The sequence below is a fragment of the Cupriavidus sp. 01L45 genome (assembly GCF_056399885.1).
Genome location: NZ_JBFTSG010000046.1, coordinates 1 through 12,219, shown reverse-complemented (window position 1 = coordinate 12,219; position 12,219 = coordinate 1). Strand labels below are relative to the sequence as shown.

Annotated in this window: 11 protein-coding genes; 6 read left to right on the top strand and 5 right to left on the bottom strand. The window is 67.0% G+C overall.

Translation table 11 applies throughout. From position 1 onward, the window contains the following. Positions 1 to 80: 80 nt before the first annotated feature. The gene (locus tag AC1DT6_RS27615; RefSeq protein WP_441631873.1) at positions 81 to 1,013 is read right to left on the bottom strand and encodes a LysR family transcriptional regulator; all 933 of its coding nucleotides are present in this window, start codon (positions 1,011 to 1,013) and stop codon (positions 81 to 83) included. A gap of 183 nt (positions 1,014 to 1,196) precedes the next feature. Here AC1DT6_RS27615 and AC1DT6_RS27610 point away from each other — a divergent pair, with 183 nt between their 5' ends. Beyond that, complete coding sequence (locus AC1DT6_RS27610) at positions 1,197 to 2,042, top strand: IclR family transcriptional regulator (protein ID WP_441631871.1); 846 nt, start codon at positions 1,197 to 1,199, stop codon at positions 2,040 to 2,042. A gap of 76 nt (positions 2,043 to 2,118) precedes the next feature. Here the strand turns inward: AC1DT6_RS27610 and AC1DT6_RS27605 are convergent, their stop codons facing one another. After that, entirely contained in the window at positions 2,119 to 2,976 is an 858-nt protein-coding gene (locus tag AC1DT6_RS27605; RefSeq protein ID WP_441631869.1) for a phytanoyl-CoA dioxygenase family protein, read from the bottom strand. Between the two features lie 160 nt (positions 2,977 to 3,136). Between AC1DT6_RS27605 and AC1DT6_RS27600 the strand changes: the two genes are divergently transcribed. The 5 genes from AC1DT6_RS27600 to AC1DT6_RS27580 all read left to right on the top strand — a co-directional run bounded on the left by AC1DT6_RS27600 (position 3,137) and on the right by AC1DT6_RS27580 (position 9,300). Further along, positions 3,137 to 4,057, top strand: coding sequence for an AAA family ATPase (locus AC1DT6_RS27600; protein WP_441631867.1), 921 nt, complete (start codon positions 3,137 to 3,139; stop codon positions 4,055 to 4,057). A 6-nt stretch (positions 4,058 to 4,063) separates the two neighbouring features. Then, entirely contained in the window at positions 4,064 to 5,107 is a 1,044-nt protein-coding gene (locus tag AC1DT6_RS27595; protein ID WP_441631865.1) for a DUF58 domain-containing protein, read from the top strand. After that, entirely contained in the window at positions 5,104 to 7,134 is a 2,031-nt protein-coding gene (locus AC1DT6_RS27590; RefSeq protein ID WP_441631863.1) for a transglutaminase TgpA family protein, read from the top strand. Before AC1DT6_RS27595 ends, AC1DT6_RS27590 begins: the two co-directional genes overlap by 4 nt. Before the next feature lie 106 nt (positions 7,135 to 7,240). After that, complete coding sequence (locus tag AC1DT6_RS27585) at positions 7,241 to 7,729, top strand: MarR family winged helix-turn-helix transcriptional regulator (RefSeq protein ID WP_441631861.1); 489 nt, start codon at positions 7,241 to 7,243, stop codon at positions 7,727 to 7,729. Continuing rightward, positions 7,726 to 9,300 (top strand): MFS transporter, encoded by a 1,575-nt coding sequence (locus AC1DT6_RS27580; protein ID WP_441631859.1) that lies wholly within the window; start codon positions 7,726 to 7,728, stop codon positions 9,298 to 9,300. The genes AC1DT6_RS27585 and AC1DT6_RS27580 overlap by 4 nt, the downstream gene beginning before the upstream one ends. A 183-nt stretch (positions 9,301 to 9,483) precedes the next feature. On the opposite strand, the gene AC1DT6_RS27575 is transcribed toward AC1DT6_RS27580, so the two are convergent. The 3 genes from AC1DT6_RS27575 to AC1DT6_RS27565 form a co-directional block, all read right to left on the bottom strand. After that, positions 9,484 to 9,804, bottom strand: a complete 321-nt coding sequence (locus AC1DT6_RS27575; RefSeq protein WP_045235519.1) for a hypothetical protein — start codon at positions 9,802 to 9,804, stop codon at positions 9,484 to 9,486. A 251-nt stretch (positions 9,805 to 10,055) separates the two neighbouring features. After that, a complete protein-coding gene (locus AC1DT6_RS27570) occupies positions 10,056 to 11,519 on the bottom strand; it encodes a DegQ family serine endoprotease (RefSeq protein WP_441631857.1) in 1,464 nt (487 codons plus the stop codon). Positions 11,520 to 11,685: 166 nt separating this feature from the next. Then, positions 11,686 to 11,988 (bottom strand): GIY-YIG nuclease family protein, encoded by a 303-nt coding sequence (locus AC1DT6_RS27565; RefSeq protein ID WP_441631855.1) that lies wholly within the window; start codon positions 11,986 to 11,988, stop codon positions 11,686 to 11,688. Between the last annotated feature and the right edge of the window lie 231 nt (positions 11,989 to 12,219).

The following is a 12,219-nucleotide window of genomic DNA, read 5'->3' as shown; positions in this document are numbered from 1 at the left end:
AAGTGGCCACAGCCTAGCCAGGCGCCAACGGGCCGGCCTGCCAGCCGCCCCTTGCGCATGACCCCGCAGCCGCGCCGCCTTCACGGGCCGGGCGCGGCTGCGTCGTTTCCGCTACCCAGCAATCCGGATGCCATCATGGCTTCCACCGCTTCCATGAACACGCGCACCTTGCGCGGCTGCAACCGGCGGTCCGGCAGCAAGGCGAAGATCCGCAGCGGCGGTGGCGGATAGTCCGGCAATACCTTGACCAGGCGCCCCTGGGCCACCTCCGCTTCGCAATAGATCAGCGACAAGCGGGCGATGCCGAGGCCGGCCAGCGCGCCCTGGAGCCGGAGTTCGGCGTTGGCGGTCTGCATGCGCGGCCGGATCGGCACCGCCACGCGCTCGCCCTCGCGCATGAACTCCCACATGTCATCGCCGGGTGTGGTCAGGGTGGGCAGGTTTGCCAGGTCTTCTGGCAGCAACTGCGGGTGCAGGCCAGCGGCCAGCGCCGGCGCCGCGAATAGTCCCCGCTCGACGTGATAGATACGCCGCGCCACCGTCCCTGAATCAGGAAGATCGGCATCCACCGCCACAAAGGCCACATCGAACCCATCGCGGATGGGATCGACCATGCCTTGTGTGATCTCCACCTTCACATCGAGCGCCGGGTGGGCCGCCAGCGTACGGCAGATAACGCCGCCAAGCTGGTGCGCGCCAAACTCGTAGGGCGCGGCGATGCGCAGCACCCCTTGCACGCGTTCCTCGCGCGCCAGCGTTTCCTGGCGGATCTCGCGCAGCCGCGCGAACAGCGGAGCCACGTCGCGATACACCGCGCTGCCGGCATCGGTCAGGCGCATGCGCCGCGTGGTGCGCTGGAGCAACTTGGAGCCGATCGCCAGCTCGAGCCGTGCGACGGCCGCCGAGACCCGGGATTTGGGGCAGTCCAGCTGCTCCGCGGCGGCAGTGAAGGTGCCCTGCTCCACCACGCAGCAGAAGGCCTCCCAATCATTCCACTGGATTGTCTCGTTCACCGGACGATGTTTCCTTTACAAGCAATGTTGCCCAAACGCGCGACATTATGCGGCAGCCGGGACGCCTGCGCCGGTTCTCACCGTGGCGGCGGCGCCCCGGCCATGCGCCACTGGCGTACTGCGCGCATTTCCTCTACCCTTTCGGCCTTTCCGTGCGTATTCGGCAACCCGCCGAACTGACCGATGGCCAGCCCTGCCGCTCCCGACAATCCCGACAACCCGGCCACGGATGCTTCCGTGGAGCCCGCCGCCGCGGGCACGGAGAAGCCGAGCGATACCTATGTGCAGTCCTTTGCACGCGGCCTCTCGGTGATCCGCGCCTTCGACGCCCAACACCCGGCCCAGACCCTCAGCGAGATCGCGCAGGCCAGTGGCCTGACCCGCGCCGGCGCGCGCCGCATCTTGCTGACCCTGGTGGGCCTGGGTTATGTGCGCGCCGACGGCCGCCTGTTCCGCCTGACGCCGAAGATCCTCGACCTCGGTTTCGCCTACCTGACCTCGATGCCATTCTGGAACCTGGCCGAGCCGATCATGGAAGCGCTGTCGCAGGAAGTGCATGAAAGCTGCTCGATCTCCGTGCTGGATGGGACCGAAATCGTCTATGTGTTGCGGGTGCCCGCGCGCAAGATCATGACCATCAACCTGTCCATCGGCAGCCGGCTCCCGGCCTATTGCTCGTCGATGGGCCGCGTGCTGCTGGCGGGCCTGCCGGATGCGGAGCTGGACCGCGTGCTGCGCGCCACCGACCTGCGCGCCCGTACCAGCCGGACCGTCACCGACATCGAAACGCTCAAGGCCATCATCGCCGGCATCCGCGCGCGCGGCTGGGCGCAGAACGACCAGGAGCTGGAAGAAGGGCTGGTGTCGCTGGCCGCGCCGATCCGCAGCCGCGGCGGCCAGGTCATCGCCGCCATCAATATCAGTGGCCAGGCCAACCGCACCAGCGCCGACGAGATGGCCGGCAACTTCCTGCCGCCACTGCTGGCCGCGTCCGAGAAGATCTCCAACCTGGTCGGCCTGCGCACCTGATGCGCCCGGCATTGCGGCATCGCCCACAGGCCGGCCAGGGCGCTGGCCCGCGACGAGCCAGCATGGTGGATGCCGGTTAGCTTGCCGCGGGCATGGGCAGCGCAATGCTGCCGAATTCGGCCGAACGCGTGCCCGGCAGCGGATGGTTGCCGGCACCGAAATACGCAAAGGCGGCCGACAGCTTGACCGCCTCCGAGAGATTCTGCCCCGCGCTGTGAAATAGCCGGCTATCGAAGAACAATACGTCCCCGCGCTCCAGGGCAAGGGGCCGCACGCCACGCAGCAGGGCCTGGCTGCCCGGATGCGATTCGATCAGGAATTCCGCCGCATCGAGCTGGCCCGGTTCGAGGGCAACCGTGTGCGAGCCTGGAATGACGCGCAACACGCCGTTGCTCTCGTCCTCCCGGCCCAGCGCCAGCCACACCGTCACCAGTTCCGGGCTGGCAAACGACCAGTAACGGGTATCGCGATGCCAGCCGGTCTGGCTGCCATAGTGCGGATGCTTGGTCATCACGCAGTTGTGATGCGCCAGCGTCAGGAGCGGCGGCTCGCCCAGCAGGGTCGCCACGACCTTCGTTACCGCGGGGTCGACCGCCCATTGGCGAAACACCTCGTCGCGCCCGTAAGCCTGGCGCAAGCGCCGCACCGTGCCGCCGCCCGCGGCTTCGCGGCTGGCGGGTGCGCCGGGATAACCCAGTTCGGCTTCGTACTCCACAGGCGGGACCGCCGCGGCCAGTTGCTCGCGCGTTACCTGCTCGATCCGGTCGCAGACCTGCGGCGGGGCGAAGCCGCGCAGCACGATATACCCGTCGGCGTGGAAGACTCGGTTGAGTTCGTTCAATTCAGCGGCGGTCGGGGCGATGGCCGAAGCGGTGGAAACCGTGGAAACCGCCGTGGAAGCGGCGCCCGGCGGTACAGCAAGCGGGGAGTTCATTGCAGGGGATGTGGGGTTGGCAGGGCCGACAGCTTCGATAATGCCAGAAGCCGGGCAATCCGGCGCGCCCGGCATGTGCTGCGTGCGCAAACAGACTGTTCCCCGATACACACGCGCCGCTACAATGGCCGGGTCCTCCTTCCGACCCGCAAGGCCTCAAGTGACAGCTCGCCCACGCATCGTCGCATCGCTCTCCGAGGCGGAAGCCCAGCTTGGCCGCATCGTCCTGGGCAAGCCCAGGCAGATCCGGCTGGCGCTGGCCTGCATGCTGGCGCGTGGCCACCTGCTGCTGGAGGACCTGCCCGGCGTGGGCAAGACAACGCTGGCGCATGCGCTGGCGCGCACGCTCGGCCTGCAGTTCCAGCGCGTGCAGTTCACCAGCGACCTGCTGCCGGCCGACCTGATCGGCGTGTCCGTCTTCGTGCGCGACAGCGCCGAGTTCCGCTTCCATCGGGGCCCTGTGTTCGCGCAGGTGGTGCTGGCCGACGAGATCAACCGTGCCCCGCCGAAGACGCAGAGCGCCTTGCTGGAGGCGATGGCGGAAGGGCAGGTCACCCACGACGGCGTCACCCATGCCCTGCCGTCCCCGTTCTTCGTCATCGCCACGCAAAACCCGCTGGACCAGATCGGCACCCACGCCCTGCCCGAATCCCAGCTCGACCGCTTTACCATGCGCTTGTCGCTGGGCTATCCCGATCCGGCCTTCGAGCGCGTGCTCTACCTCGGCGGGGCGACACCCGCGGCCGGTACGCCCGTGATGGATGCCGAGCAGGTGGGCGCGCTGCAGCAAGCCGCGGCCCAGGTCTATGCCAGCCCTGCCCTGGTGGACTATGCACTGGCCCTGGTGCAGGCCACGCGCGCGAACGCTGCCTTTGCCGCCGGGCTGTCGCCCAGGGCGGGCCTGGCGCTGCTGGGCTGTGCCCGCGCCTGGGCACTGCTGCACCAGCGCGATATGGTGCTGCCCGAGGACATACAAGCGGTCTTCGCGCCGGTGGCCGGCCACCGGCTGCTGCCGGCCGGCGCCGCCGGCGGTGGACAGGAGGCGCTCGCCCGCCTGCTGTCCGACGTTGCCATTCCCTGATCCGCGATGTCCCGCAGCCGGCCGTTCTCATCGCCGCGCATGGCGACCCCGGCCGCGCCTGCCCGCAAGCGCCGGGCCTGGGCCTCGCCACCCTGGCTGCAGCGCCAGCGCCCGCCCCGGCAAGGCGTGGTGACGCTCGATCGCCGCCACTTGTATATCCTGCCCGGCCGCGCCGGCCTGGGCTTCGCGCTGTTGCTGCTGGCCATGTTGCTGACCTCGCTGAACTACAACATCAGCCTGGGCTTCGCCCTCACCTTCCTGCTCGGCGGCATCGGCATGGCCTGCATGTGGCACGCCTACCGCAACCTGCTCGACATGACAGTCGCCGGCGCCGGCACGGAGCCAGCGTTTGCCGGCGAGCCCGCGGCCTTCAGCCTGCGGATCGCCGGCATTGCAGGCACCGACGCACGGGTACGCATCGGCATCGAGGCAAGCCTGCCATCCCAGGCCGGGGCGCTGCCGGCAAGCCTGAGCCTGGCCCGGGATGCCAGTGGCCTGCTCACGCTGCATCTGCCCACCGGCCGGCGCGGCTGGCTGGCGCTGCCGCGCGTCACCTTATCGAGCCGTTTTCCTTTTGGCCTGTTCCGCGTATGGAGTCATGCCGACCTGCCGCTGGTCGCGTTGGTCTACCCGCAGCCAGAAGCCGGCGCGCCGCCGCTGCCGTTCGCCGCGCAGCCCGGGGACGATGGCGTGGCGTCCCTGCCGTCGGACGATGGCATAGACCAGTTGCGGCGCTACCGCAGCGGCGACCCGCTGCATCGCGTCGCCTGGAAACATAGCGCGCGCACCGGCCGCTTGCTGAGCCGCACCGGGCAGGCCGGCGGCCAGCCCGCGTGCTGGCTGGACTGGCAGGCACTGCCGCCGGCACTGGCCACCGAAGCGCGGCTCTCGCGCCTGTGCGCCTGGGTGCTGGCCTCGGGCGATACGATGGAGATCGGGTTGCGCCTGCCCGGCGTGGAAATTCCGCCCGGCCGCGGCGGCGCGCATCGCCGCGCCTGCCTCGAAGCCCTGGCGCTGTGGCCGGACCGGGCCGGGCAAGGTACGCCGTGAAGCCGTCGCCGCGCCCCCTCGCGCACGAGGAGCATGGCTTGCTGCTGGGCCAGCTGGCGCTCGTGCTCGCGCCGCAGGCACGCAGCCTGCCCGTCACCATCAGCGTCCTGCTGGTGTTGCTGATGAGCTGGCGCTGGCTGCTGTGGCGCCAGCGTGCGCCGTTGCCCTCGCGCCTGATACTCGCGCTCGTCGCCGGGCTGGTAATCCTGGTCGCGGCCGCCTTGGTCTGGCAAGCCGGCGGCAACATGGGGCGCGACCTGTCGGTGGCGCTGCTGGGCGCCTTCGTCGTGCTCAAGCTGCTGGAGAGCAGCGTGCTGGCCGACGCCACGCTGGTGACCCAGCTCTGCTTTTACCTGCTGCTGAGCCTGTACCTGTTCGACCAGCCTTTCTGGCTGGCCTTGTATAGCCTTGCCATCGCCGCCTGGCTGCTGCGCAACTGGTTGTTCCTGGGCCATCCCGAGGCCCGCGGCTATCTCGCGGCATGGCCGCTGCTCGGCCGCCTGGTGTTGATCGGCCTGCCCTGGGCGCTGCTGCTGTTCGTCTTGTTCCCGCGCCTCGATCGCCCGCTGTGGCGGCTGCCGCAAGCCGAGACCGTGGCCGCCACCGGCATCAGCGACACCATGAGCCCGGGCAGCGTGAGCCAGCTGACGCAGTCCACAGAAGTGGCGCTGCGCGCCGACGTGGAAGGGGAGCCGCTGCCCGCCAGCGCGCTGTATTGGCGAGCGCTGGTGCTGTGGCAATTCGATGGCAAGACCTGGCGGCCAGCGCCCTTGCGGCAGCGGCACGCGCAGCCGGCACCTGGCCTGCCGGCCACCGACGAGGCACCGCCTTATGCCAGGGACCTTGGCGAAATGGCAGGCAAGGCATCCGCTGGCAACAGCATCAGCTACAACATCACGCTCGAACCCAATCAGCACCAGTGGTTGTTCCTGCTTGACCGCGGCCAGGCGATCGACCCGGGTGCCGGTGCGGTAGTCAACGCCGACGGCGAGTTTTTCGCCAGCGATCCCATCGACCGGCGCTTGCGCTACCGCGCGCGTTCGGCCCCGGCCAAGGCGCAGGCGCTCGATCTCCCGACGCGACAACTGGCGCTGGCACTACCGCCCGGCAATCCGCGCAGCCGGGCGCTGGCCACCGAATGGGCGGAGCAATACGCGGATCCCGCGCAGCGGGCACGGGCCGCACTGCGCTTGTTCGCCGCGGCACCATTCAGCTATACGCTGTCGCCCGCGCCGCTTGGCCGCGAACAGGTCGACAGCTTCCTGTTCGATACCCGGCGAGGATTCTGCGAGCACTATGCCAGCAGCTTTGTCTTCCTGATGCGCGCGGCCGGTGTGCCGGCGCGGGTGATCACCGGCTACCAGGGCGGCGAGTACAACCCGATCGGCGGCAACTACATCGTACGGCAGGCCGATGCCCACGCCTGGGCGGAGATCTGGCTGGAGGGGCGCGGCTGGGTGCGCGTCGATCCCACCAGCGCGGTGGCGCCCAGCCGTGTCGAACACGGCATCGACGCCGCGCTGGAGGCCAGCGAGATCGAAGCGCTGCGTGCGGTGCGGGACCCCGGCTGGCTGCGCGACCTGCGCTGGGGCATGGACGGCATGGTCTACACCTGGCAGCGCTGGGTGCTGCAATACGATCGCGGCCAGCAGTCACGCCTGATGCAGCAGCTCGGCATCGGCGACAGCGTGCCGCAGGCGTTGCTGGCCGGGCTGGCGACGCTGAGCTTGCTGGTACTCGTGCCGCTTGTGCTCAGGCGCCGCCAGGCCGATCCCGTTCAAGCCTTGTATGCCCGCTTCTGTCGCGACCTGGCACGCCATGGGTGCGTGCGCGGGCCGGCGGAAGGACCGCAGGATTTTGCCGCGCGGGCCGCGCGCCGCCTCCCTGCCGCCGCGCAAGCGGTGCAGGATTTCAGCGAGCGCTACACCCGGCTGCGCTACGGCCGCCAGGCCCCGGCGCTGCGTTCCGGCGAACTCGCGGGCCTGCGGCAAGCGTTGCGGCGGCTGTCGCGACAGCTCGCGCGCTGAGGAACGTCGCCGCCCTGGTTAGTTTCATATGATATAGTTACGTATGTAACTAAATAGCCGGGCGCAATCTGTTTCTGTTGCGCCGGCATCACCCGACTCCCCCACCATGTCGTTCGAAGACCGAATCGACCGCTTCTGTGCCAGCCATCCGGAAGCACCGCGCGACCTCATCCTGGCCTCCCGGCTCCTGATGCGCACCGCGCGCCTGCTGCGCAGCCACATCGACCGGGCGCTGGCGCCGTTCGGGCTGGACCTGCAGCAATACCTGGCGATCAGCATGCTCGCCACCGACGACAGCCAGCCCAGCCTGCCGTCCGAACTTGGCATCACGCTCGACGCCACGCGCACCCAGATGACCCGGCTGATGGACGGCCTGGTGGCGCGTGGCCTTGTGCGGCGGCACGCCTCGGCACAGGACCGCCGCAGTACCGAACTCGTACTGACGGCCGCCGGCCTGCACATGCTGCAGCGCGTCGCGCCGGCCGTGCACGCTGCCTACGCCGAGGCCTGGGAACCGTTGGGAGAAAGCGGCCTTGCCACCTCCACGCGCGCCCTGAGCCGCATGCACCAGAACCTGCTCAAGCTGGAACCATGAAAACAGCTTCCGCACTGCAACCGCTGCGGCTGGGACTGCGCTGGCTGCGCCTGCTCAGCCATCGGCAGCGCCAGACGCTGGTCATGCTGTTGCTCGCGCTGGCCACGTCAGTGGAATTCCTCGAGAACATCATGTTCGTGTTCGCATCGAGCCATATCGTCGGCGGCGTCGATGCCGACCCGCGCAGCTTCGCCCTGGTCCAGGCCGCCTACGCCGTGGGCAGCATGTTGATGATCCTCAAGCAACAATGGCTGGCGCAACGCTTTGGCTATCGCTATTACCTTACCGGCGCATTGCTGATCTTCATGGCGGGCACGCTGGCGGCGGCCACCAGCTATTCGCTGCCACAGCTCGTTGGTGCGCGCTTCGTGCAGGGCGTCGGTGGCGGCGCGCTGTTTACTAGTTGCCGCATCCTGGTCAATGTGATGTTTGCGCCGGCAGACCGGCCGCGCGCCTCCCGCATCTTCATGCTCGGTATTTTCACGGCATCCGCGCTGGCGCCGGCCATGGCTGCGGAGCTGATCGAGCATGGCGTGTGGCAGGACGTGTTCTATGGCGTGCTGCCCTTCGCCGCGCTGGCAGCGCTGGGTGCCTGGCTGCTGCTGCCCGATGCCGAGCCGTATCAGGATGATTCCGGCCCCGCGCTGGGCCCGCTGCTGCTCTTCGGTGCCGCCGTGGTGAGCTTGCAGGCCGCCATGACGGAAGCCCGCTTCGATATCTTCTCGCACCCGCTGCGGCTGGCCCTGATCTGCGCGCTGGGCATCGGCCTGTTGATGGGGTTCCTTTGGCAGCAATGGCACCACAGCACGCCTGTGCTCCATCTGCGGGCGTTGCGCAACCCGGTCTACCTGACCGGGCTGGCCATGTATTTTGTTTACTACCTGATCAGCAACCTGAGCGGCTACGTGTTCCCGATCTACGCCGAGCAGGCACTAGGCCTGCCGCTGGCGACAACCGGCTGGCTCAACACCTTCGCGGCCACGGTTAGCCTGGCGGGCATCTTCATCTACCTGCGCTTCGCTCCGCGCCTGCCGCGCAAGAAGCCGCTGATGGCGAGCGGCCTCTTGCTGATGGCCGCTGCGGCCTGGTGGTTTTCCTCGATGCCGCCCAACGCCGGTCCGGCTGCGCTGGCATGGGGGCTGGTCGGCAAGGGACTGTTTGGCGTGATGGTCATCATCCCCATTGCGGGCCTGACCTTTCGTTCGCTGGCCGGTGACGATTTCGCCCACGGCTATCGCAGCAAGAACCTGCTTCGCCAGATCGCTGCCTCCTTTGCGTCAGCGCTTGGCGCCGTACTCCTGCAGAACCGGCAGTTTGCCGTGCATACCAGCCTGACCAGCGCGCTCGGYCAGCATCCGGAGCAGACGCAGCAGTGGATGGACATAACGCAAGCGGTATTGGGCGCTCGCGGGCTCGATGCAATCCATGCCCACCGGGTCGCGCTCGTGCAACTGGCTGGACTGGTGGATACACAGGCCAGGCTGATCGCGTGCGAGGATCTCTACCGGCTGATCGCCGTGCTTGCCCTGACGGGAGCTGTCTTTATGCTGGCGCAACGCCGCCTCGATTGAACAGCGCTTGCCGACGACTGGGAGGTTGGTGCCGGGGAGAAGGCAGAGCTGTCTGCCGTGCCGGCCGCGTCATGTCCACGCGAGGAGCTGACTGGCCGTGCCGGAGCGGTTCGCTCCGCTGAAACGCGGCGCCGAGCGCGCGCGTACTGTTCTTCGCAAAAAAACGTTCTGTTGGCGGTCTGCTTAAAACAGCGCCAGCTGGCGCATGCCAAAGCCAATGGTTTCTTCCACGCGCATGCGGGCATGTGCGAGCGAGCCCTCCGCGCCGGAGTAATTACCGGCCGCCCAGTGATAGACCACCGGCATATCGCCGCGATCGGACAGGCGTACCTCGCCCAGCTTCTCGCCGCGCTCATTGCGGTAGAAGTGCGAACGGTAGCCACGCTCCCAATGCGGAGCGGCTTCGGCCTTCTTGCGTCGGCGCGGGGCGGGCTTGGCTTGCGGCAGGCGCCGCGCCCTTTCGGTCCCCGTGGTCGCGGACGTCCGGGTGAAATCCAACTGCATAGACTTCCTTGTGTCATCGAGTCAGCAAGATGATTTACGCATCAATGGCCGAGGCCATCGCGGCGTGTCTTGCGTCGCAGTCGAGATAATACCTGTTACCGAGCGTTCTGGCAGCCCTTCTGCACCGGAATTCGGCGCCCAATAAGGCTTGGCGGGCCGGCACGTATACCTTCGCGCCGGCCCGCCCGTACTTCATGCCGATGTTAACACCGCGGTTAACTCTGTGGTTAACTCGGCTGTTAACTTCATTCTCAACCCAGATCCAGCGGGATAAAGATACGGGCATCGTCGCGCTGCACCAGCAGTGCAACCTGCTTGCCCGACTTCGCCACCAGTGCCCGCAACTGCTCCGCCGAACTGATCGGCGTACCGTTGATCGACAGGATGACGTCGCCCGGCTGAATACCGACCTTTGCGGCCGGGCCCGCGACATCCTGGACCACCAGCCCGCCGTCAATGCCGCTGTCGCGCCTCTCCGTCGGACTCAGCGGGCGCACGGCGAGGCCAAGTTTGCCGCCGGTGTCATTGGCGGGACTCTTGCCGGCGACGACCGCATCCTTTGCCGTACCGACCTTCACCGTCAACGTCAGGGGCTCGCCCTTGCGGATCACCTTCAGCGACGTCTGCGTACCTGGGGTGATATCCGCCACATGTTCCGGCAGGTCGCCAGAGTGATCGATCACGTCGTTGCCGAGTTGCACGATCACGTCGCCCGGCTTCAGGCCAGCCTTGGCTGCCGGGCTGTCCGGCTCGACCGAATTGACCAGCGCGCCGCTAGGCTTTGGCAGCCCGAACGATTGCGCCAGGGCCTGGTTGACCTCCTGCACGCCGATACCGAGGCGGCCGCGCGTGACCTTGCCATGCGCCACCAGTTGCGCCTGCACCTTGGTTGCCACGTCGATCGGGATCGAGAACGACAGCCCCTGATAACCACCGGTCTGGCTGTAGATCTGCGAGTTGATGCCGATCACTTCGCCTCGCTGGTTGAACAGCGGTCCGCCCGAGTTGCCGGGATTGACAGCTACGTCGGTCTGAATGAACGGCACATAAGTATCGTCGGGCAAGGAGCGCGATTTCGCGCTGACGATGCCGGCGGTCACGGTATTCTCAAAACCATAAGGCGAGCCAATGGCCAGCACCGGCTCACCCACGCGCACGCGCGAGGGGTCGCCCAGGCGTACCGTTGGTAATTCCTTGGCATCGATCTTGATCACCGCCACGTCCGTTTGTGCGTCCGCACCAAGGACCTTGGCCTTGAATTCACGGCGATCGGTCAGCTTGACAGTCACCTCCTGCGCGCCGTCCACCACGTGCGCATTGGTCAGGATCAGGCCATCCGGGCTAACGATAAAGCCCGAGCCCAGGCCACGCACCAGTTGCTGCTGGCCATTCTGCGGGGCCTGGAATTGCGGTCCGAAACGCTTGAAAAACTGGAACAGCGGATCATCCGGGTCCATACCCTGCGGCACTTGCGCCGACGTACGTTGCGCGCGCGCCGTCACGCTGATATTGACCACCGCCGGGCCGTACTGATCGACAATGCTGGAAAAATCGGTGGGAGCCGCCACAGCCAGGGGTTGGGCCTGGGCCGTTACGGGCGCCTGTGCGGCATATCCCGGCGTGATGACTTCCTTCTGCAGATAGGTATACCCCCCGGCAAGAGCGGCCAGGGCAGCAATACCGATGGCTGAGCGTGCGAGCGTCTGGCGAATCATGGCGTTTTCCCTTTCTTGGTTACCTCAGGCGTCCGGGCTGGCTGGACGCGACAGGACCATCCTAAAGCGCGATCCTTAAACCAGACTTAAGGAAGGTTAGAGGGCACTGTCGGTGGGCAAGAAGGGTTCCGCCGATGGGCGGTGGATAACGGTACGGGGGTAAAGCTCAAACAGGATCGACACCAGGAGTCCTGGCCACTTTTTCCGCCAATCTCACGCAAAACACCCGCTTCTGCGCAGAAGTCATCTTCTTTGCCGCCGCCTCGGCTTTTGAGGCTTCAGAGCGGTTATCAAAGCGCTGCCAGCCCAGGATCCTGATGGGTTTGCGCGATCGCGTATATTTAGCACCCGTTCCCGCCTGATGTTGGGCAAAACGTCGTTCGACATCCGTTGTAATGCCGGTGTAGATCGTGTTGCCCTCGCATTCGAGCAGGTAAAGAAACCACGAGGCTTCGCCGTCGGCTGGCATTCGGATGATTTAAGAGGGGCGACGCGCAAAGGCAGCCGGAACAGTGATTATGCGTGCAGCTGACGCCCGGCGCAAAGAATCAGGCACAAGTGTACCGATCAGCGTAAACGAAGCCGCAAAAGCAAAACCCCCCAGTACTTTCGTACTGGGGGGTTTCAAGGGAGAGCCTGGCGATTACCTACTTTCACACGGGTATCCGCACTATCATCGGCGTGGAGTCGTTTCACGGTC

Excerpts from the sequence above, each read along its gene's own strand:
- AC1DT6_RS27570 (WP_441631857.1), bottom strand. The coding sequence starts at position 11,519 with ATGATTCGCCAGACGCTCGCACGCTCAGCCATCGGTATTGCTGCCCTG.
- AC1DT6_RS27585 (WP_441631861.1), top strand. The coding sequence starts at position 7,241 with ATGTCGTTCGAAGACCGAATCGACCGCTTCTGTGCCAGCCATCCGGAA.
- AC1DT6_RS27575 (WP_045235519.1), bottom strand. The coding sequence starts at position 9,804 with ATGCAGTTGGATTTCACCCGGACGTCCGCGACCACGGGGACCGAAAGG.
- AC1DT6_RS27610 (WP_441631871.1), top strand. The coding sequence starts at position 1,197 with ATGGCCAGCCCTGCCGCTCCCGACAATCCCGACAACCCGGCCACGGAT.
- AC1DT6_RS27605 (WP_441631869.1), bottom strand. The coding sequence starts at position 2,976 with ATGAACTCCCCGCTTGCTGTACCGCCGGGCGCCGCTTCCACGGCGGTT.
- AC1DT6_RS27595 (WP_441631865.1), top strand. The coding sequence starts at position 4,064 with ATGTCCCGCAGCCGGCCGTTCTCATCGCCGCGCATGGCGACCCCGGCC.
- AC1DT6_RS27565 (WP_441631855.1), bottom strand. The coding sequence starts at position 11,988 with ATGCCAGCCGACGGCGAAGCCTCGTGGTTTCTTTACCTGCTCGAATGC.